The organism is Cypionkella sinensis, from assembly GCF_042646385.1.
Lineage (GTDB): Bacteria > Pseudomonadota > Alphaproteobacteria > Rhodobacterales > Rhodobacteraceae > Cypionkella > Cypionkella sinensis.
In genome coordinates this window covers 634,037-654,019 of record NZ_JBHRTO010000002.1, presented here as the reverse complement: position 1 = coordinate 654,019, position 19,983 = coordinate 634,037, and the positions used below count along the sequence as shown (strand labels likewise).

Below are 19,983 nucleotides of genomic sequence, written 5' to 3'. Positions count from 1 at the left end.
TTTCCTTGCCCGAAGGCCGGGGGCCAGCCCCCGGACCCCCGGAGTATTTTTGCCAAGATGAAGGGGCTAAGGTGTGCTGCATATTCAATCTCCTGCCGCGCGGCCCTTGAGGGCGATGATGCCGCGGGGGCGGAACTGGATGAACAGGATGATGAACAGGATCATGTAGGTTTGCGCCGCGAGGGTGTTCGAGGGGTTGAGGAACTCGATCATCTTTTGCAGCCCGCCGATCATGGTCGCGCCCGCAAGTGCGCCCCAGATGTTGCCGACGCCGCCGACCACCACGGTCATGAAGCTTTGCACGATGTAGTCGGTGCCGAGTTCGGAGGTGACTTTGGCGAACAGGCCGATGGCCACGCCCGCGATGCCTGCGATGCCGGAACCAAGGCCGAAGGTCAGCATGTTGATGCGGTCGGGGTTGATGCCCATGCTGGCGGCCATGGTGGGGTTTTGCGTGACGGCGCGTACTTCGAGACCCAAACGCGTGCGCTTCATCAGCCAGAGGAAGAACGACAGGAATAGCAGGGCCAGCACGAAAATGGCGATGCGGATATAGCTGATCGAGACCACATCGTTCAGGGTCAGCGCGCCGTCCAGCCATGCCGGAGAGGTCAGCGGGCGGGCTTGGGTGCCGAAGACGTTTTTCAGGATCTGTTGCAGCGCAATCGAGATGCCGAAGGTGGCAAGCAAAGTCTCCAACGGGCGTTTGTAAAGGTGGCGGATCACCAGACGCTCCATCGCCACGCCTGCGGCGAAGGTGACGGCGAAGGCTAGCGGCAGGGCGATCAGGATCGAGGCGGTGTAGTTCGGGACGTAGAGTTGCACGACATAGCCGGTGTACGCGCCCATGGTGATGAACTCGCCATGAGCCATATTGATCACGCCCATGACGCCGAAGGTGATGGCAAGGCCGATGGCGGCAAGGAAGTAGATCGAGGCCAGCGAGAGGCCGTCTAGGGCGAGGTCGGCGGCCTGCATAGCGGCGACCTTATGGCCGATGGATTTCAGCGCGGCACTGGCGGCTGTGGTCACGGCGGGGTCCGGCTCGGTGTAGATGTCGTAGAAATGATGGGCATTCAGCGCGGCTGCGGCCTCATCATCGGTGGCGGCTTGCGGCACGGTGCCTGCGGCTTCCAGCGCGGTATAGGCGCGGTCGCGGGCGGCTTGGGTGTCGAGATCAGCGAGGGGGATGCCGCCGACTGCACCGTTGGCCAGGTTGGCGATCAGGGCGGCGCGTTGGGCTTCGATGGTCAGACGGGCAGGGGCGAGGTTGGCGTCAACCAGCAGGTCGTAGGCCTCGGCTTCAGTCAGATCGCGGCCGGGCTTCAACTCGCGCGCGATGTTGGCGGTAGGGGGCGTGGCGGCGGCCAGTTTGGTGATGGCCAGCAGCGGGTTCAACGCGCCGCGCAGATCAAGGCCAAGGTCGGCACCAAAGCTGTTGATGGCGGCGATGCGGGCGGCAGAGTCGGGGTCAAAGCGCAGGGTCAACAGGCGTTCGAGGCGCTGTTTCTGGGCTTTCAGCGAGGTGTCAGGTTCGGTGTCGATGGCGGCGCGCAGGGGGGCGAGGGCCTCGGGCTTGGGGTCTTTCGCGATGGAGTCCAGGGCTGCGGCGCGTTTGGCGCGATCAGGGTCGGACAGGGTGAATTGCACCAAAGCGGTGGCGATCATGCCGCGCACGCCGGCGTTGGGCTTCAACTCGGTGATGTCGGATTTCGCGGCCTGGCCTGCGGCAGCACCTGTCAGATCGCGCAGGGCGTAGCCGCCTTCGGTGGGCGTTATCAGAAAGAACATGCCATCGGATTTGCGGATGCCGAGGCCCTTGTTCGCCCAAGCCTCCAACACTTCTGCGGCGGCGGGGTCGCCACTGGCCCCCAAGGCATCAATCACCGGGGCGATGGTCTGGCGCGAGGCTTTCTGCACCAAAGCTGCGTTGCTGGCGAGGATTTCGGCGGCGGTTTCGGCGCGCAGAGGGGCGACGAACAGGAGTGCCAGAAGGCAGGCCAGCAGAAAGCGCATGGGGAAGTTTCCGGTGGGGGAGGAGGGGAGGGGCCGGATGGCCCCTCCGCGCTGCTTAGTAGTTGGATTTCAACTGCACGCAGGTCTTGGTTTCTTTGTTATACATGCCGCATTTCAGATCTTTCCAATCAGCCTCCAGCACTGCCGACTCGGGAAGGAAATCGGTCCATGCGTCGCCCGGAACCGGATCGGTCTGGCTGATGATGTCGAACTGACCATCGGCGCGGATCTCGCCGATCAGCACCGGCTTGGTCAGGTGGTGGTTCGGCAGCATCTCGGCGGTGGTTCCCGTCAGGTTGGGGAATTTCTGGCCGATCATCGCATCGGACACCGCATCGACAGCGGTGGTGCCTGCGGCTGTCACCGCGTTCACCCACATGTTGAAGCCGATGTAATGCGCCTCCATCGGGTCATTGGTCGGGCGCTTTTCGTCTTTGATATAGGCGTGCCATTGCTCGATGAACGCCTTATTTTCCGGGGTGTCAGCGGACATGAAATAGTTCCAGGCCGCCAGATGGCCGACGAGGTTCGAGGTATCGAGGCCCGCCAGTTCCTCCTCACCCACCGAAAACGCGCAGACCGGGAGTTTATCGGCGGTGACACCTGCGGCGGCGAGTTCTTTGTAGAAACCGATGTTGGCGTCGCCATTGATGGTGGAAATCACCCCGGTCTTTTTGCCGTCCGCACCCAAGGCCACCACATCGGCCACGATCTTCGACCAGTCGGAATGGCCGAACGGGGTGTAGTTGACGAAGATATCCTCTTTCGGGATGCCTTTCGAGATCAGGTAAGCCTCAAGAATGTTGTTGGTGGTGCGCGGATAGACGTAATCGGTGCCGAGCAGGGCGAATTTCTTCACGCCGAGTTCTTCAAGGTAATAGTCCACCGCCGGGATGGCTTGCTGGTTCGGGGCAGCGCCGGTGTAGAACACGTTCTTCGAGGATTCCTCGCCTTCATACTGCACCGGGTAGAACAGCAGGCCGTTCAGTTCCTCGATCACCGGCAGCACGGATTTGCGCGACACGGATGTCCAGCAGCCGAACATCACATCGACCTTGGAAACGGTCAGCAGTTCGCGTGCCTTCTCGGCGAACAGCGGCCAGTCGGAGGCCGGATCGACCACGACGGCCTCCAGCTTTTTGCCCAACACGCCGCCCTTGGCGTTTTGCGCCTCGATCAGCATCAGCATGGTGTCTTTCAGCGTGGTTTCCGAAATCGCCATCGTGCCCGACAACGAGTGCAGCACGCCGATCTTGATGGTTTCACCGGCAGCGAAAGCCGCGCGCGGCAGCGCCATGGCGGCGATGCCCGAGGCCAAAAGCGAACGTCTGGTCAGTTTCATATTGTGTCCCCTGTTGGGCCCGCTCTGGCGCTTCCATTCTGGGGAAGAACGTCCATGGTGAGAGGGCAGTTTTGTTGCAACCCTGCGGTGGCGCGGTTGTGAAACCGCCGCGCGACCACCGGCTTGTGCCTGAGCAGACCCAAGCAGATGCAGCAAAGGCCGGGGCTAACCCTGCGGCAACGGTCTTGCGGGCGAAACGGGCGGCAAATGCGGATGGGTCAGGGCTTCTGCCTGTTTTGTGGGCGCGGCGCGATGCTGCGGCGCAGAAAGTGGGCGCTGCATGTGTGAATCGGTGGCGTTGGGCGACGCAGAACGGCGGGAAACCGACATATCGGGTCGCAGGGCGGGGTGGACGGCGGCGGCGCGCTGCCTATGCTTGGGGCAAACAGGCAGGCCAAATGGGGCAGGGGTAAGCGATGACGGTTCACGGACAGACCACGGCAGAGTTTGCGCCGCTGCGGGCAGCGTTTGAGGATTGCTTTGCGCTGGGCCAGCATGGCGGCTCGGTCGCGGTGGTGCATCGCGGCAAGCTAGTGGCCGAGTTGTGGGGCGGTTTTGCCGATGCGGCGGGTCAGCGCGCCTGGGCGCAGGATACGCTGGTGAATGTGTGGTCTTGCACCAAGGGCATCGCGGCAGTGGCGATGGCGATGTTGGTAGACCGGGGGCTGGTCGATTACGATCAGCCGATGGCGCGCTATTGGCCCGAGTTCGCAGCGGGCGGCAAGGCTGATCTGACGGTGGGAGAATGTCTGTCGCATCAGGCCGGGCTGGATGGGCTGGCGGTGCCGATGGATCTGGCGGGGCTTTACGCCGGTGCGCCATATGCGCAGGCGCTGGCGGCGATGGCGCCGTTGTGGCCGCCGCGCTGCACTTCGGTCTATCACGCGATCTCACTGGGCACACTGGTGGCCGAGCCGTTGCGGCGTGTGACGGGGCAAAGCTTTGGCGCGTTTCTGCGCGATCAGATCGCGGGGCCGATGGCGGCGGATATCCATGTCGGATTGCCCGAGGCGCATGAGGCGCGGCTGGCCGAGGTTATCGCCGGTCCGGGGATCATGGATGGCATCCATCAGGTGCTGGAGTCGGCGCATCCGCATGCCTGGCGCAACCCGGCGATTGGCCCGACCGAGCCGAACAGCCGCGCTTGGCGGGCGGCTGAAATTCCGGGGGCGAATGGGCACGCAACGGCCAAGGCGATGGCGCTGATTTACGGCGATCTGGTGTCGGATGCGCCCAAGCTGTTGTCGCGCCGCGCATTGGCCGAGGCGACCAAGCCGCGTTTCATCGGGCTGGATGCGGCGTTGGGCGGCGAGGCGTCTTATGGCGCGGGGTTTGGCCTGATGCAGCAAGGCGCGGCAGCGGGCAGTTTCGGCCATGGTGGCTGGGGTGGCAGCTTTGGCTTTGCCGATCCTGCGGCGCAGTTTGGCATCGGCTTTACCACCAATCACATGATGGGCTTTGGCGACGATATCGACCCGCGCCGCAAGCGGCTTGTCGATTGCGTTTACAATGTGCTTGCTGGGCTGAAATAGGAGGATACCATGCAAAAACCTCGTGCCCGCGATCTTGGCTTGCCGTTTCCGGGCCACCCCGGGCCGCTGAATGCGATCACCGATGTGGCCGGTGTCACGGTGGGCTTTACCACGTTGACCGATCCGGCACAGCGGATGCGCACCGGGGTGACGGCGATCCGGCCCCGCGATGATGCCGGTGTTCCGGTGCCGATTTGGGCGGGGCATTATGCTCTGAACGGCAATGGCGAGATGACCGGCACGCATTGGATTGATGATGCGGGTTATATGATCGGCCCGGTTTGCATCACCAACACGCATGGCGTCGGTGCGGTGCATCATGGTGTGACCAAATGGATGATCGAGCATTATGCCGAGTTTTTCCAGAAAGATCACGGCTGGGCAATGCCTGTGGTGGCCGAGACTTATGACGGCGTGTTGAACGATATCAACGCGCTGCACGTCACATCGGATCACGCCATCGCGGCACTATGGGCGGCGAAGGGCGGGCCGGTGGCCGAAGGCTCGGTTGGCGGCGGCAATGGCATGATTGCCTATCAGTTCAAGGCGGGGACGGGCACGTCATCGCGCCTGTTCGAGATTGGCGGGCAAAGCTATACGATGGGCTGTCTGGTGCAGGCCAACCACGGGCGGCGGCCGGATTTTCAGGTGTTGGGCAAGCCGGTGGGGCAGTTGATGCCGGAAGGCATGTTCGACCGCGGCACGCCGCAGAAGGAAATGGGCTCGATCATCGTGGTGCTGATCACCGATGCACCGCTGTCGGGGCTGTCGCTGCGGCAAGTGGCCAAGCGGGCGGCTTTGGGGATCGGGCGCGGTGGCACGCCGGGGGGCAATTCGTCGGGCGATATCTTTTTGGCGCTGTCCACCGCCAATCCGGGGCCGATGCCGCAACGGGCGGCGGCGGTGCTGACCAAAGCCGAGATCAATGGCGAGTTGATTGATCCTTTGTATCTGGCGGCGGTGCAGGCGGTCGAGGAGGCCGTGGTCAATGCCATCGTCGCAGGCGAGGATGTGGCGACGGTCAAGCCTGTGGGGCAGGTGGTGCCGGGGATTGATACCAAACGGCTGGCCGCGTTGTTCTGATGTTTGATCTGGTGATCTTTGATTGTGACGGCGTGTTGATTGATAGCGAGATCATCTCGGCGCAGATGCTGATTGACGCGCTGGCGGAGCGGGGCGTGCAGATTGATCTGGCCTATGTCGCGCAGCACTTTCTGGGGCGCAGCTATCCCACCGTGATGAACACCATCCGCGAGGCGTTCAACCTGACGCTGCCACCGGATTTCGAGGATCAGTATCGGGCGCGTCTGCTGGCGCGGTTTGAAAGCGAATTGAAGATCATGCCGGGGGTGGCCGAGGTGATTGCCGAAATGGGGGTGCCCTATTGCATCGCCACCTCATCCAGCCCGATGCGGGCGGCGCGGTCTTTGACCATGGTGGGGTTGGGGCATCTGGCGGATGCGCGGCTGTTCACCTCGACCCTTGTGGCGCGCGGCAAGCCTGCGCCGGATCTGTTCCTGTATGCCGCGGCAAAGATGGGGGCCGATCCGGCGCGCTGTCTGGTGATCGAAGACAGTCTGACCGGCATCAGGGCGGGGCTTGCGGCAGGCATGGTGGTTTGGCGGTTTACCGGCGGCAGTCACTTGCGGGACCGGGCTTTGGATGAGCCGGAAGATGCGCGCCCACACTTGAGGTTTGCATCCTTCGCCGACTTCTACGACATTGCGCCCGAATTGAAGGGGCACAGATGAGCCGGACCGATCCAGAACCGACGCTGAACGATGAAGCCGCGCGCGCGGGCTGGCTGTATTACGTCGGTGGTCTGACGCAGGATCAGATTGCAGCAGAGCTTGGGGTATCCCGCCAGCGCGCGCAGCGTCTTGTCAGCCGGGCCATGGCCGAAGGGCTGATCCATGTGCGGCTGAATCACCCGATTGGCGCCTGTCTGGATATGGAGGCCGAACTGACACGCCGCTTTGGCCTGCTGCGCTGCCGGGTGGCACCCAGTCTTGGGCCGGGGGCGGATGGGGTGCGGGCTATTGGGCCAGCGGCTGCGGCGGAACTGGAGCGGTTCTTGCGGATGCCCGCGCCTTCGGTGATTGCCTTGGGCACCGGGCGCGCGATGCGCGGCATGGTCGATGCGATGACGCCGATGGATGCCGATCAGCACCGATTGGTGTCGCTGATCGGAAACATCGCGCCGGATGGCTCGGCGTCTTTCTTTGACGTTGTGATGCGGATTGCCGACAAGGTGCGCGCGCCGCACTATCCCATGCCGGTGCCGGTGATCAGCCCGACGCCTGCGGAGAACGCGGCATTTCACGCGCTGGGGCCGGTGAAAAAGGTGGTCGATCTGGCACAGGCGGCGGATGTGGTTTTTGTGGGCGTCGGCCAGATGAGCAATGACGCGCCGCTGCTGAAGGATGGCTTTGTCAGCCGCGCGGAACTGGACGAGATGCAGGCGGCGGGCGCGGTCGGCGAGGTCGCCGGTTGGGTGTTCGACTCGCAGGGGATTTATTTGGATGTGGGCACGAACACACGCACAGGTGGTGTTCGAGTCGCGCCGGGGTTGGATCGACCATCCATCGGGATTGCTGCGGGTGCATCGAAGGTTCCGGCGATTGCTGGGGCATTGAAATCACGCATTATCAACGGCTTGGTGACAGACGAGCCAACCGCGCGGGCGTTATTAAACCGCCTATAATCTTTGCAGATGCGGCGGAAAATGGGGCTTGACGGATCACACCTTTTTGTGAGCAATTACTCACTAAGCGATGAAATGCTCAATCGCTGATCTGGGAGGATACCAATGAACATGACGCTTCGCGCGCTGCTTGGCGCGACGGCTTTGCTTACCCTTGCGGGTCTTGCATCGGCCGAAACCACGATCACTGTCGCCACCGTGAACAACGGCGACATGGTTCGCATGCAAGGGCTGATGGACGATTTCTACGCCAAGAACCCCGACATCAAAGTTGAGTGGGTTACGCTGGAAGAAAACGTTCTGCGCCAGAACGTGACCACCGATATCGCGACCGGCGGTGGCCAATACGACGTGATGACCATCGGCACCTATGAAGTTCCGATCTGGGGCAAGCAAGGTTGGCTCGCCAGCCTGAACGATCTGCCCGCCGATTACGATGCCGCCGACATCCTGCCCGCCATCGCTGGCGGTCTGACTGTTGATGGCAATCTGCTGGCTGCACCGTTCTACGGTGAATCCTCGATGGTTATGTATCGCAAAGACCTGATGGATGCTGCTGGCCTGAAGATGCCTGACGCGCCGACCTGGACCGATATCGAAGCTGCGGCCAAGGCGATGACCAATCGCGACGCTGGCATCAACGGCATTTGCCTGCGCGGCAAAGCCGGTTGGGGCGAGAACATGGCCTTCCTGACCGCGATGTCGAACTCTTTCGGCGCGCGTTGGTTTGATGAAAACTGGGTTGCCCAGTTCGATCAGCCGGAATGGAAAGCCACGCTGGATTTCTATTTGAACCTGATGACCAACTACGGCCCGGCTGGCGCATCGAACAACGGTTTCAACGAAAACCTGACGCTGTTCCAACAAGGCAAGTGCGGCATGTGGATCGACGCCACTGTGGCAGCTTCGTTCGTGACCGGCAAAGACAGCACCGTGGCTGACAAGGTTGGCTTCGCTCTGGCACCGGATAACGGTCTGGGCAAGCGCGGCAACTGGCTGTGGGCATGGTCTTTGGCAATCCCGGCTTCGTCGCAAAAGCAAGAGGCTGCCAAGGCGTTCATCAACTGGGCAACCAACAAAGACTATCTGGCGCTTGTCGCTTCGAAAGAAGGCTGGGCAAACGTGCCTCCGGGCACCCGTGCGTCGCTTTATGCGAACCCGGAATACCAGAAAGTGCCGTTCGCCAAGATGACGCTGGACAGCATCAACTCGGCTGACCCGACGCATCCGACCGTCAAGCCGGTGCCTTATGTCGGCGTGCAGTTCGTCGCTATCCCGGAATTTGCGGGCATGGCAACCAGCGTGGGTGAGTTGTTCTCGGCAGCTTTGGCTGGCCAGAAAACCGGCGATGAGGCTTTGGCCGAAGCACAGGCGCTTGTGGCCGACGAGATGACCTCGGCTGGTTATACCAAGTAACGTCGAAAGCTACGACCGAAGGCCAACACCTCCTCGATTGGCCTTCCTGCCTTCCCCGCAATCTCCCAAGGTGCGGGGAAGGCTTTCAGCCAAGCTGACCCACTCTCCCCCTTACGTTCCCGGTCTTTGTTCGGAGAATTATCATGGCGACGCAATCTTCTCGCGCCACTGCACGACTTATGGTCGCGCCATCAGTTATCCTGCTGTTCATCTGGATGATTGTGCCGCTGGCAATGACGATCTGGTTTTCCTTCCGTATCTACCGCTTGCTGTCGCCCGATCGCACTGGCTGGGCCGGTGTGCGCAACTACACCTGGTTTTTCAACGCGCCGGATTTCTGGCTGGGCATGAGCAACACGCTGTTGCTGGTAGGCGGCGTGCTGGTCATCACCATCGTTTTCGGGGTGCTGATCGCGATGCTGATTGATCAGCCGGTCTGGGGCCAAGGCCCGCTGCGGATTCTGGTGATCTCGCCGTTCTTCGTGATGCCGCCTGTGGCCGCGTCGATCTGGAAGAACCTGTTCATGCATCCGCAGAACGGCCTGCTGGCATCTGCCGCGCATGGGCTGGGGATGGAGCCGATCTTATTCCTGCAATCCTATCCGATGGCGTCAATCATCTTTATCACCTCATGGGAGTGGTTGCCGTTTGCCACGCTGATCTTGCTGACCGCGTTGCAATCCTTGTCGTCCGAGCAGCTTGAGGCCGCAGAGATGGATGGCGCCTCGGCGCTCAACCGGTTCCGCTTTATCACCTTGCCACATATGACCCGCGCCATCACCGTGGTGATCCTGATCCAGACGATCTTCCTGTTGAGCATCTTTGGTGAGATTTTCACCACCACGCAGGGCGGGCCCGGATCGGCCTCTACCACGCTGCCCTACATGATCTATAAGCAAGCGCTGATCGCCAAAGACATCGGCCGCGCCGCTGCGGGTGGGATCATTGCCGTCATTCTTGCCAATATTGTCGCCTTCTTCCTCATGCGCAGCATGGGCAAGCACCTAGACGCTTAACAGACGGAGATCACCTGATGGCCCGCTCAGTCTCAACCCGCCGCAAGCTCTTCTTCACGCTCGCCGCTTGGTCAGTCGCCTTTCTTATCTTCTTTCCCGTGTTGTGGACGATCCTGACCAGCTTCAAAACCGAAGCCAGTGCCGTGGCCTCGCCGCCCGAATTGTTCAGCGCGGATTGGACATTGCAAAACTACGCCGATGTCTGGGCGCGTTCGGATTATCCGCGCTTCTTCATGAACTCGGTGATCATCTCGATCGGTTCGACCGTCTTGGGTCTGCTGATCGCCATTCCGGCGGCCTGGTCGATGGCATTCGTGCCGGGCAACAAGACCAAAGACCTGCTGATGTGGATGTTGTCGACCAAGATGATGCCCGCAGCGGCTGTGCTGATCCCGATGTATCTGATCTTTCAGAAAACCGGGCTGTTTGATACCCGCACCGGGCTGGTTCTGGCGCTGATGCTGATGAACCTGCCGGTCATCATCTGGATGCTTTACACCTACTTCAAGGAAATCCCCGGCGAGATCCTTGAGGCCGCGCGGATGGACGGAGCCAGCCTGAAAAACGAGGTGCTGTATATCCTCACCCCGATGGCGGTACCGGGCATCGCTTCGACCATGCTCTTGAACATCATCCTGGCATGGAATGAAGCGTTCTGGACGATCACGCTGACCACGGTAAACGCCGCCCCGCTTTCGGCCTTTATCGCCAGCTTTTCAGCACCGCAGGGCCTGTTCTACGCCAAGCTTTCGGCGGCTTCCACAATGGCCATCGCGCCAATTCTGATCATGGGCTGGTTTGGCCAGAAACAACTCGTCCGCGGTTTGACCTTCGGCGCGGTGAAGTGAGGATATCATGGGTAAGATCGTTCTAAAAAAAGTCCGCAAGTCTTTCGGCGATGTGCATGTCATCCCTTCGGTCGATCTGACGATTGAAAATGGCGAGTTCGTGGTGTTCGTCGGCCCCTCGGGCTGCGGCAAATCCACCTTGCTGCGGCTGATCGCGGGGCTGGAAGATACCTCCTCCGGCATCATCGAGATTGACGGCAAAGATGCCACCGCGCTGCCCCCCGCCAAGCGCGGGCTGGCAATGGTGTTCCAGTCTTATGCTCTCTATCCGCATATGTCGGTGCGCAAGAACATCGCGTTTCCGCTGAAAATGGCGGGGATGGATCAGGCTGCCATCGACAAGAAGGTCGAAGGCGCCGCCAAGGTGTTGAACCTGACCGGCTATCTAGAGCGTCGCCCCGGCCAGCTTTCGGGTGGTCAGCGCCAACGGGTCGCCATTGGGCGGGCGATTGTGCGTGAACCCGCAGCTTTCCTTTTTGACGAGCCGCTGTCGAACCTTGACGCCGCGCTGCGTGGCAACATGCGGTTGGAAATCACCGAACTGCACCAGAACCTGAAAACCACGATGATCTATGTGACACATGATCAGGTCGAAGCGATGACGATGGCCGATAAGATCGTGGTGCTTCAGGCTGGCAATATCGAGCAGGTCGGCAGCCCGCTGGAGCTTTATAACCATCCGGCGAACGTGTTCGTGGCAGGCTTTATCGGCAGCCCGCGCATGAACCTGATGACAGGCGCAGACGCGCAGTCGATGGGGGCGACGACAATTGGCGTGCGTCCCGAGCATATGGAGATCTCGACCACCGCCGGGATGTGGAAGGGCACGGTTTCTGTGGCCGAACTGCTGGGCTCGGATACTTTCCTGCACGTCAATGTCGAAGGCCAAGGCTCTGTCACCGTGCGTGCCGGTGGCGACGTGAACCTGCGCCACGGCGATACCGTGTTCCTGTCACCGCAGGCCGGCAAGGTGCATCGCTTTGGTGCCGACGGAAAGGCTATGGCATGAGGCTGGAAGGTAAAACCGCACTGATTACAGGCTCGGCCCGTGGTATCGGGTTGGAGTTTGCCCGGGCCTATATCGCCGAGGGGGCCACGGTCGCCTTGGCCGACATCAATGCCGAGGCAGTTGCGAAAGCTGCCGCCGCGCTGGGGCCAAAGGCGATTGGCGTGCAGATGGATATCACCTCGCAAGCCTCGATTGACGCGGGGTTTGCTATGGCGATCGACAAGATGGGCGGCCTCGACATTCTGGTCAACAACGCGGCCCTGTTCACCGCTGCCCCGATTTCCGAGATCACCCGCACTGATTATGAACGTTTGTTCGCCGTCAATGTATCGGGTACGCTGTTTTGCATGCAGGCCGCGGCCAAGCATATGATCGCGCGCGGAAAAGGTGGCAAAATCATTAACATGGCCAGCCAGGCCGGTCGTCGCGGTGAAGGGTTGGTCGCGGTTTATTGCGCCACCAAGGCGGCGGTGATCAGCCTGACCCAAAGCGCGGGGCTGGGGTTGATCGAGCATAAGATCAACGTCAACGCCATCGCTCCCGGTGTGGTGGATGGCGAGCATTGGGATGGCGTTGATGCGTTCTTCGCCAAATATGAAAACAAGCAACCCGGCCAGAAAAAGCGCGAAGTGGGGGCCGCCGTGCCGTTTGGCCGGATGGGAACCGCTGCCGATCTGACAGGCATGGCGATCTTCCTCGCCACGCCCGAAGCTGAATATATCGTCGCGCAATGCTTCGGCGTTGACGGCGGCAACTGGATGGCATGAACATGAACGACAGTTCGCAAACCGCAAACCTGCCCGCCTATGACCGCAGCAAACTGACGCCGGGGATCGTGCATATCGGCTTGGGCAACTTCCACCGCGCACATATGGCGGTGTATCTCGACGATCTGTTCGCCATGGGTCTGGCGCATGATTGGGCCATTTTGGGTGCCGGTGTGCGTGAGGGCGATGCGCGGATGCGTGATGCGCTGATGGCGCAGGATTGTCTGTCCTCGATCATCGAGCTTGACCCCAAAGGCAAATCTGCGCGTCGCGTGGGCGCGATGATCGGCTTTGTCGAGGTGCAGCCGGATAACGCCGCGCTGATCGCCGCGATGGCCAAGCCCGAAATCCGCATCGTCTCGCTGACTGTGACCGAAGGCGGTTATTTCATTGATCCGGCGACAGGGCAGTTTGACCCCACCGCGCCCGAAATCGCCGCCGATGCCGCCAACCCGCACCGCACCGCCTTTGGCGCTATCATCGCGGCGCTGAAGGCGCGGCGTGCGGCGGGTATCCAACCCTTTACCGTGATGTCCTGTGATAACCTGCCCGGCAACGGCCATGTCACCGAAGCTGCCGTGGTGGGGCTGGCGCGGCTGTCCGATCCGGCCTTGGCCGATTGGATCAAGGCCAATGTCGCTTTCCCAAATGGCATGGTCGACCGCATCACCCCCGCCACCGGCCCGCGCGAGCGTGCCATGGCAGCGGCGTTTGGCTTGGGCGACGATCCGGTGCCTGTCACCTGCGAGCCGTTCCGCCAATGGGTGCTGGAGGATAACTTCCCCGCAGGCCGCCCGCCGCTGGAAAAAGTCGGCGTGACCTTCAGCAACCACGTTCACGCCTATGAGGCGATGAAAATCCGCATCCTGAACGGCGGCCATGCCACCATCGCTTATCCCGGCGGTCTGATGGATATCGAATATGTGCATGAGGCGATGGCGCATCCGCTGATCCTTGGCTTCCTCAATAAGCTGGAAACCACCGAGATCATCCCGACCGTCGCGCCGGTGCCGGATACCAATCTGGTCGACTACTACGCCAAGATAGTCGAGCGGTTCTCGAACCCCGAGGTCGCCGATACCGAGCGGCGGCTGTGTCTGGATGGATCGAACCGCCAGCCAAAGTTCATCGTGCCGCCGCTGCGGGATCGGCTGGCTGCGGGGCAATCCTGTGATGGGTTGGCGCTGGTGTCGGCGCTGTGGTGCCGCTACTGCAATGGAGTGTCTGACAATGGCACGCTGATCGCGCCGAATGATCCGAACTGGGATGCGTTGCAGGTCATCGCCAAGACAGCGCAGAGCAATCCGCAGGCTTGGCTGGATCAGCGCACGATCTATGGCGATCTGGCCGAGAACCCGGTGTTTCAGACCGCTTTTGCCACCCAACTCGCCCGCGTCCGTGACGAAGGCTGCGCTGCGGCGCTGCGCGCTTACATCGGCTGATCCTCACCGAACAGCCGATGTGCAGCCGCGCAGACTTCCCCACATGCGCGGCTGCGCTTATCTCTGGCTCAACATATGGGCGTGCGGGATCATCCGGCACCGCCCAAGGAGACAGATATGACGATTGAACTCGGCCTTGATACCTTTGGCGACGTGACCATCGACGCCAATGGTGCGCAAAAACCGATGGATCAGGTGATCCGCGATGTGGTCGAACAGGCCGTGGTGGCCGATCAGGCTGGCGTGCATTTCATCGGTCTTGGCGAACACCACCGCCCCGATTTCGCGATTTCCTCGCCCGAGGTGATCCTGGCAGCCATCGCGGGCCGCACCAGCAAGATACATCTGGGCACGGCGGTGACGGTGCTGTCATCGGATGATCCGATCCGCGTGTTTCAGCGGTTTTCAACACTGAACGCAATTTCGAATGGTCGTGCCGAGGTAATCCTCGGCCGGGGCAGCTTTACTGAAAGCTACCCGCTGTTTGGCTATTCGATGGACGACTACGAACTGTTGTTCGAGGAAAAGCTGGATATTTTCGCCAAGCTGGTGCGCGAACCAAGCCTGACTTGGGCTGGTGAAACCCGCACGCCGCTGAAAAACCAGATCGTCTATCCGCCGGTTGGGCCGCAGGGGCTGACCACTTGGGTGGGCGTCGGCGGCAGCCCGGAATCGGTGGTGCGGGTGGTGCGGCAAGATTTGCAGCTGATGCTGGCGATCATCGGAGGTGATCCGCGCCGGTTCCTGCCCTATATCGACCTTTATCATCGCGCGGTGGATCAGTTGGGCAAAACCATGCGCCCGATTGGCATCCATTCACCGGGGTTCGTGGCAGAGACGGATGAGGCCGCGCAAGAGGCTTTGTGGCCGCATTACCAGACGATGTTCGGTCGCTTGGGCCGTGAGCGCGGCTGGCCGCCGACAACCAAGGAACGGTTCTTGGACGAGGTTCACCACGGCTCGCTTTACGTAGGCTCGCCGGAAACCGTTGCGAAGAAGATCGCTGCGGCGGTGCGCGATCTGAAAATCCAGCGGTTTGACATGAAATACGCCACCGGGCCGCAACCGCATGATCAGTTGCTGAACTGTATCCAGCTTTACGGCGAGAAGGTGATTCCGATGGTGCGTGATCTGTTGGCCAGCTAGTGCGCCCCTGATCAAATGATAAGCAAAGCTGCGGCGGGGCGACCTGCCGCAGCTTTTGTCATGCGAAGGCTGGGCTTTTGGGGCGGTCTGCCATGACAATGCCAAGATTGCCGCGCTAGCTGGCTTGACCTTAAACCGTATCGCCGCCTTTGGCGCGGAGACCCCATGCTTGATCTGTCCCCAGACCGCCTGACCCTAGAGCCCATCGAAATCGCCTCTCGCGATGAGATTGATGCCTTGCAGCTTTGCCGCCTCAAATGGTCGCTTGCCCATGCCTACCATAATGTGCCGCATGTCAACGCGGCCTTCAAAGCCGCTGGTGTGCATCCGGACGATCTGAAACAGTTGAGCGATATTGCGCGCTTTCCCTTCACCACCAAGGCTGATCTGCGGGCAAACTATCCCTATGGCATGTTCGCGGTGCCGCGTGAAAAAGTCGTGCGGCTGCATGCTTCGTCGGGCACCACTGGCAAGGCGACGGTGGTGGGTTATACGGCCAAGGATATCGACACCTGGGCGCATCTGATGGCGCGTAGCCTGCGGGCATGCGGCACGCGGCCGGGGGATGTGGTGCATCTGTCCTATGGTTATGGGCTGTTCACTGGCGGTCTGGGATTTCACTACGGCGCCGAGAAGCTGGGCTGCACGGTGGTGCCGGTTTCGGGCGGGATGACGCATCGGCAGGTCAATCTGATCGAGGATTTTGGTGCTACCACGATTGGCTCTACCCCGTCGTATATGCTGTCGATCCTTGATGAATACCGCGCACAGGGTCGTGATCCGCGCACATGCCCGCTGCGGGTGGGGGTGTTTGGTGGCGAGCCTTGGACCACCGCGATGCGTGCCGAGATTGAGACAGCCTTCGATATGCACGCGCTGGATTGTTATGGCCTGTCCGAGGTGATCGGGCCGGGGGTGGCGATTGAATGTGTGGAAACCAAGGATGGTCTGACGCTGTGGGAAGATCACTTTCTGGCCGAGATCATCGACCCTGAAACCGGCGCTGTGCTGCCGGATGGGGAATATGGTGAGCTGGTTCTGACCTCGTTGACCAAAGAGGCCTTGCCGATCATCCGCTACCGGACCCGCGATCTGACTCGGCTGTTGCCCGGCACGGCGCGGTCGATGCGGCGGTTGGAGCGGATGCGGGGACGCAGCGATGACATGATCATCCTGCGCGGGGTGAACGTGTTTCCCAGCCAGATCGAGGAGCAGGTTCTGGCGCATCCCGGTCTTGCGCCGCATTTCCAGATCGAGTTGCGCCGCGATGGACGACTGGATTCGATGCGGGTTCTGGTTGAGGCTGTGGCGGCGATGGAGGCCGCGGAACTGGCACGGTTGAGCGCGGGGCTGCACAAAAGAATCCGGCAGGTCTGGGGGATCAATGTGGAGGTGACGGCTGGCCTTCCGGGTTCTGTGCCGCGCAGTGAGGGCAAGGCGGTGCGGATTGTGGATCATCGCCCGAAAATCTAAGGGGCTTCGGGCTGGTCCCAACTCGGGACCAAATTTTTATAAATGAAAACAGCCTGTTAGGGTGTCCATTTTAACGATTTCTTAACGATTCGGCGGTTTTCTGGCTTTGCGTATGCGAACGGGTGGCTCTGGGCATTGCTGCGCATTGTACAAGAGGTGTGGGATGTTTGTGCCATTTTTGTTGTGCCTCGGCTCGGCTATTGGGTTGGCTGTGGCAGTGCTGCAGCCAGGTCTTGTTGATCTTGCAATGCTGTTTGGGCCGATGCTGTTGGCCGCAATCTGGCTGTTCGTCCGTGCTACGCGAGGACAATCGGCAGAGCATCAGGCGCGCGCCGAACGCGCGATCCACGGCCAGATCGCAACCCACAGCGGCCCGCCCCGACGCGGCCTGTTCACACGCAAGCCACCGCCGCCGAAATATGTGGTGGTCGATGGATCGAATGTGATGCATTGGAAAGATAACCTGCCGCAGATCGAAGTGGTGCGCGCCGTGGTCGACAAACTGACCGCCGCAGGCTTTGCCCCCGGCGTGGTGTTTGATGCCAATGCGGGTTACAAATTGATGGGCAAATATCGCCACGATTACGCCTTGGGCAAAATGCTGGGCCTGCCGCGCGATCGGGTGATGGTGGTGGACAAGGGCACGCCCGCCGACCCGGTGATCCTGGCCTCTGCCCGGGCCTTGGGCGCGCGGATTGTCAGCAATGATCGGTTTCGCGACTGGAAAGAAACCCACCCCGAAGTCGCCCTGCCGGGCCACGTGATTGCAGGCGGCGTTTGCGATGGGCAGGTTTGGCTGGATATGGCGTGAAAGACGGTCGGAGGCCCTGACAGACCATAATCCTGTCAAGGTTTGGCAGGGGACAGATGCCGGAGCCTCCGGCGGGAGTATTTTGACCAAGATGAAGCTGAAAGCCGCAGTCGCAGGGGCGAGGCCGTGCCAGTCATCCGTCGGAGCGATTGCATTTCCGGCCCCCCCGGACTATCTCACGATAGACCGATGTTACCGCAGGACAGGCGATGAACTGGATTTCAAACTACGTCCGCCCCAAGATCAACTCGCTGTTTTCGCGCCGCGAGGTGCCCGAGAATCTTTGGACGAAATGCCCGGAATGCGGGACCATGCTGTTTCACCGCGAGTTGGCGGCGAATCTGAATGTTTGCACCTCGTGCGATCACCATATGGCGATCAGCCCGCGCGACCGTTTCACTGGTCTGTTCGATGTTGGCGTGTTTGTCGAGGTGAAGGTGCCGGAGCCCGTGGTGGACCCGCTGCATTTTCGCGACCAGAAGAAATACCCTGATCGCCTGAAAGCGGCGCAGAAATCGACGGGCGAGCGCGAAGCGATGCTGGTGGTTGAAGGCGAAGTTGGCCGCACGCCGATTGTTGCCGTAGCGCAGGATTTCTCGTTCATGGCCGGTTCGATGGGCATGTATGTCGGCAACGCGATTATCGCGGCGGCGCAGCGCGCAGTGGCGACGAAGCGGCCGCTGGTGCTGTTTTCGGCAGCGGGTGGCGCGCGGATGCAGGAGGGGATTCTGTCTTTGATGCAGATGCCGCGCACCACGGTTGCGGTGCAGATGCTGAAAGAGGCGGGCCTTCCTTATGTCGTGGTGCTGACGCATCCGACGACGGGCGGGGTGACGGCTTCTTATGCGATGCTGGGCGATGTGCAGATTGCCGAGCCGAACGCGCTGATCTGTTTTGCTGGCCCGCGCGTGATTGAGCAGACCATTCGTGAGAAATTGCCCGAGGGCTTTCAGCGTGCCGAATATCTGCTCGACCACGGCATGCTGGACCGGGTGACGCATCGCAAGGCTTTGCGCGAGGAACTGGTGACGATTCTGCGGATGCTGATGAACCAATCGCCTGCGGTGAAGGGCGATCTGCCGCCGCCGGGCGAGATTCTTGAGGCTGCCGAGGCAAAAGCGTGAGTTCTGACGCGGTTCTTGAACGGATGATGACGCTGCATCCCAAGGTGATCGACCTTGTGATGGACCGGGTGGAGCGTTTGCTGGCCGCCTTGGGCAACCCCGAACGGTCGGTGCCGCCGGTGATCCATATCGCGGGCACCAATGGCAAAGGCAGCACGCAGGCGATGATCCGCGCGGGGTTAGAGGCGGGGGGGTCTCTGGTGCATGCCTATACCTCGCCGCATCTGGCGCGGTTTCACGAACGGATCAGGCTGGCGGGTGAGCTGATTTCGGAAGAGGCGCTGACGGCGCTGCTTGACGAATGTGTGAAGGCCAATGGCCCGGATGAGATCACGTTTTTCGAGATCACCACCTGCGCGGCGTTTCTGGCGTTCAGCCGCGTGCCTGCGGATTACACGCTGCTTGAGGTTGGTTTGGGCGGGCGGCTGGATGCGACGAATGTGGTGGAAAAGCCGGTGTTGACGGTGATTACCCCGGTTTCCATCGACCACCAGCAATATCTGGGTGAGACTTTGGCCGAGATTGCTGGCGAAAAGGCCGGGATCTTGAAGCGCGGTGTGCCTTGTGTGGTTGGCCCGCAGGAAGATGCTGGCATGGCGGTGATCGAGGCGCGGGCGGCGCGTCTGGGCTGCCCGGTGCTGGCGTTTGGCCAGCAGTGGAGCGCTTGGGAAGAGCGCGGGCGACTGATTTATCAGGATGAGAACGGTCTGCTGGACCTGCCGCTGCCGAACTTGCCGGGGCCGTTTCAGATACAGAACGCCGGGGCGGCGATTGCGGCGCTGCGGGCGTTGGGCAAGGATGCGGCGGCTTGTGAGGCGGCGGTGACGCGCGCCTATTGGCCGGCGCGGATGCAGCGGCTGCGGGTGGGGCCTCTGGTGGAAAGCGCGCCGGGGGTAGAGTTGTGGCTGGATGGCGGGCACAATCCGGCGGGTGGCGCTGCGGTGGCGGCGACCCTCGCACGGATGCCTTCGCGCGAGACGCATCTGATCTGCGGCATGCTGAACACCAAGGATGTACGCGGCTATATGGAACCTTTGGCGGGCTGCGTGACGCGGCTGCATGCGGTGTCGATCCCCGGTGAGAAGAACACGCTTCCGGCCGAGGTGACGCGGGATGCGGCGGCCTCTGTGGGGATGGACGCGGTGGTGGCGGATTCGGTCGCCGGGGCTTTGGCGAAGATTGCGGCCACGTCACCCAATGCGCGTGTGCTGATCTGTGGCTCGCTGTATCTCGCGGGCGGGGTTCTGCGCGAGAACGGCTAGACGGCCCGCCGCCTTGGCCCTCGGCTGCCCCCCAAGATGTTTGGGCGGCGAGGATAGCGATGTCGCGCTCGGCAC

The 19,983-nt window shown here is 61.4% G+C and carries 17 protein-coding genes; 15 read left to right on the top strand and 2 right to left on the bottom strand.

From position 1 onward, the window contains the following. Positions 1-84: 84 nt before the first annotated feature. Together urtB and urtA are read right to left on the bottom strand one after the other, a co-directional pair. Entirely contained in the window at positions 85-2,016 is a 1,932-nt protein-coding gene (urtB, locus tag ACFOGH_RS18270; protein ID WP_380074606.1) for an urea ABC transporter permease subunit UrtB, read from the bottom strand. Positions 2,017-2,071: 55 nt separating this feature from the next. Then, on the bottom strand, positions 2,072-3,313 hold the full coding sequence (gene urtA, locus ACFOGH_RS18265) for an urea ABC transporter substrate-binding protein (protein WP_380074905.1): 1,242 nt from the start codon (positions 3,311-3,313) through the stop codon (positions 2,072-2,074). A 461-nt stretch (positions 3,314-3,774) separates the two neighbouring features. Here urtA and ACFOGH_RS18260 point away from each other — a divergent pair, with 461 nt between their 5' ends. The 15 genes from ACFOGH_RS18260 to ACFOGH_RS18190 all read left to right on the top strand — a co-directional run bounded on the left by ACFOGH_RS18260 (position 3,775) and on the right by ACFOGH_RS18190 (position 19,908). Further along, positions 3,775-4,890, top strand: coding sequence for a serine hydrolase domain-containing protein (locus ACFOGH_RS18260; RefSeq protein ID WP_380074605.1), 1,116 nt, complete (start codon positions 3,775-3,777; stop codon positions 4,888-4,890). Positions 4,891-4,899: 9 nt separating this feature from the next. Then, positions 4,900-5,973 carry a DmpA family aminopeptidase gene (locus tag ACFOGH_RS18255; RefSeq protein WP_380074604.1) on the top strand — a complete coding sequence of 358 codons (1,074 nt, stop codon included), beginning with the start codon at positions 4,900-4,902 and terminating at the stop codon, positions 5,971-5,973. Then, positions 5,973-6,641, top strand: a complete 669-nt coding sequence (locus ACFOGH_RS18250) for an HAD family hydrolase (protein ID WP_380074603.1) — start codon at positions 5,973-5,975, stop codon at positions 6,639-6,641. Before ACFOGH_RS18255 ends, ACFOGH_RS18250 begins: the two co-directional genes overlap by 1 nt. Next, on the top strand, positions 6,638-7,594 hold the full coding sequence (locus ACFOGH_RS18245; RefSeq protein ID WP_380074602.1) for a sugar-binding transcriptional regulator: 957 nt from the start codon (positions 6,638-6,640) through the stop codon (positions 7,592-7,594). Before ACFOGH_RS18250 ends, ACFOGH_RS18245 begins: the two co-directional genes overlap by 4 nt. A 105-nt stretch (positions 7,595-7,699) precedes the next feature. Next, on the top strand, positions 7,700-9,010 hold the full coding sequence (locus ACFOGH_RS18240; RefSeq protein WP_380074600.1) for an ABC transporter substrate-binding protein: 1,311 nt from the start codon (positions 7,700-7,702) through the stop codon (positions 9,008-9,010). A 143-nt stretch (positions 9,011-9,153) separates the two neighbouring features. Further along, positions 9,154-10,026, top strand: a complete 873-nt coding sequence (locus tag ACFOGH_RS18235) for a carbohydrate ABC transporter permease (RefSeq protein ID WP_380074599.1) — start codon at positions 9,154-9,156, stop codon at positions 10,024-10,026. Positions 10,027-10,043: 17 nt separating this feature from the next. Further along, entirely contained in the window at positions 10,044-10,874 is an 831-nt protein-coding gene (locus tag ACFOGH_RS18230) for a carbohydrate ABC transporter permease (protein WP_380074598.1), read from the top strand. 7 nt (positions 10,875-10,881) lie between these two features. Continuing rightward, the gene (locus ACFOGH_RS18225; RefSeq protein WP_380074597.1) at positions 10,882-11,883 is read left to right on the top strand and encodes an ABC transporter ATP-binding protein; all 1,002 of its coding nucleotides are present in this window, start codon (positions 10,882-10,884) and stop codon (positions 11,881-11,883) included. Beyond that, positions 11,880-12,650, top strand: coding sequence for an L-iditol 2-dehydrogenase (locus ACFOGH_RS18220; RefSeq protein ID WP_380074596.1), 771 nt, complete (start codon positions 11,880-11,882; stop codon positions 12,648-12,650). Before ACFOGH_RS18225 ends, ACFOGH_RS18220 begins: the two co-directional genes overlap by 4 nt. 2 nt (positions 12,651-12,652) lie before the next feature. Further along, entirely contained in the window at positions 12,653-14,092 is a 1,440-nt protein-coding gene (locus ACFOGH_RS18215; RefSeq protein ID WP_380074595.1) for a mannitol dehydrogenase family protein, read from the top strand. A 117-nt stretch (positions 14,093-14,209) separates the two neighbouring features. Next, positions 14,210-15,238 carry an LLM class flavin-dependent oxidoreductase gene (locus ACFOGH_RS18210; RefSeq protein WP_380074594.1) on the top strand — a complete coding sequence of 343 codons (1,029 nt, stop codon included), beginning with the start codon at positions 14,210-14,212 and terminating at the stop codon, positions 15,236-15,238. Between the two features lie 165 nt (positions 15,239-15,403). Then, positions 15,404-16,711, top strand: coding sequence for a phenylacetate--CoA ligase PaaK (gene paaK / locus ACFOGH_RS18205; protein ID WP_380074593.1), 1,308 nt, complete (start codon positions 15,404-15,406; stop codon positions 16,709-16,711). Between the two features lie 262 nt (positions 16,712-16,973). Continuing rightward, complete coding sequence (locus ACFOGH_RS18200; protein ID WP_380074592.1) at positions 16,974-17,522, top strand: NYN domain-containing protein; 549 nt, start codon at positions 16,974-16,976, stop codon at positions 17,520-17,522. Between the two features lie 209 nt (positions 17,523-17,731). Further along, entirely contained in the window at positions 17,732-18,646 is a 915-nt protein-coding gene (gene accD, locus ACFOGH_RS18195) for an acetyl-CoA carboxylase, carboxyltransferase subunit beta (RefSeq protein ID WP_380074591.1), read from the top strand. Positions 18,647-18,669: 23 nt separating this feature from the next. Beyond that, positions 18,670-19,908: a bifunctional folylpolyglutamate synthase/dihydrofolate synthase gene (locus tag ACFOGH_RS18190; protein WP_380074904.1), complete on the top strand. Its 1,239-nt coding sequence runs from the start codon at positions 18,670-18,672 to the stop codon at positions 19,906-19,908. The last annotated feature ends 75 nt before the right edge of the window (positions 19,909-19,983 follow it).

What these genes read in the sequence shown, in the direction of transcription:
- urtB (WP_380074606.1), bottom strand. Translation starts at nt 2,016, where the DNA reads ATGCGCTTTCTGCTGGCCTGCCTTCTGGCACTCCTGTTCGTCGCCCCT.
- urtA (WP_380074905.1), bottom strand. Translation starts at nt 3,313, where the DNA reads ATGGCGCTGCCGCGCGCGGCTTTCGCTGCCGGTGAAACCATCAAGATC.
- ACFOGH_RS18260 (WP_380074605.1), top strand. Translation starts at nt 3,775, where the DNA reads ATGACGGTTCACGGACAGACCACGGCAGAGTTTGCGCCGCTGCGGGCA.
- ACFOGH_RS18255 (WP_380074604.1), top strand. Translation starts at nt 4,900, where the DNA reads ATGCAAAAACCTCGTGCCCGCGATCTTGGCTTGCCGTTTCCGGGCCAC.
- ACFOGH_RS18250 (WP_380074603.1), top strand. Translation starts at nt 5,973, where the DNA reads ATGTTTGATCTGGTGATCTTTGATTGTGACGGCGTGTTGATTGATAGC.
- ACFOGH_RS18245 (WP_380074602.1), top strand. Translation starts at nt 6,638, where the DNA reads ATGAGCCGGACCGATCCAGAACCGACGCTGAACGATGAAGCCGCGCGC.
- ACFOGH_RS18240 (WP_380074600.1), top strand. Translation starts at nt 7,700, where the DNA reads ATGAACATGACGCTTCGCGCGCTGCTTGGCGCGACGGCTTTGCTTACC.
- ACFOGH_RS18235 (WP_380074599.1), top strand. Translation starts at nt 9,154, where the DNA reads ATGGCGACGCAATCTTCTCGCGCCACTGCACGACTTATGGTCGCGCCA.
- ACFOGH_RS18230 (WP_380074598.1), top strand. Translation starts at nt 10,044, where the DNA reads ATGGCCCGCTCAGTCTCAACCCGCCGCAAGCTCTTCTTCACGCTCGCC.
- ACFOGH_RS18225 (WP_380074597.1), top strand. Translation starts at nt 10,882, where the DNA reads ATGGGTAAGATCGTTCTAAAAAAAGTCCGCAAGTCTTTCGGCGATGTG.
- ACFOGH_RS18220 (WP_380074596.1), top strand. Translation starts at nt 11,880, where the DNA reads ATGAGGCTGGAAGGTAAAACCGCACTGATTACAGGCTCGGCCCGTGGT.
- ACFOGH_RS18215 (WP_380074595.1), top strand. Translation starts at nt 12,653, where the DNA reads ATGAACGACAGTTCGCAAACCGCAAACCTGCCCGCCTATGACCGCAGC.
- ACFOGH_RS18210 (WP_380074594.1), top strand. Translation starts at nt 14,210, where the DNA reads ATGACGATTGAACTCGGCCTTGATACCTTTGGCGACGTGACCATCGAC.
- paaK (WP_380074593.1), top strand. Translation starts at nt 15,404, where the DNA reads ATGCTTGATCTGTCCCCAGACCGCCTGACCCTAGAGCCCATCGAAATC.
- ACFOGH_RS18200 (WP_380074592.1), top strand. Translation starts at nt 16,974, where the DNA reads ATGCTGTTGGCCGCAATCTGGCTGTTCGTCCGTGCTACGCGAGGACAA.
- accD (WP_380074591.1), top strand. Translation starts at nt 17,732, where the DNA reads ATGAACTGGATTTCAAACTACGTCCGCCCCAAGATCAACTCGCTGTTT.
- ACFOGH_RS18190 (WP_380074904.1), top strand. Translation starts at nt 18,670, where the DNA reads ATGATGACGCTGCATCCCAAGGTGATCGACCTTGTGATGGACCGGGTG.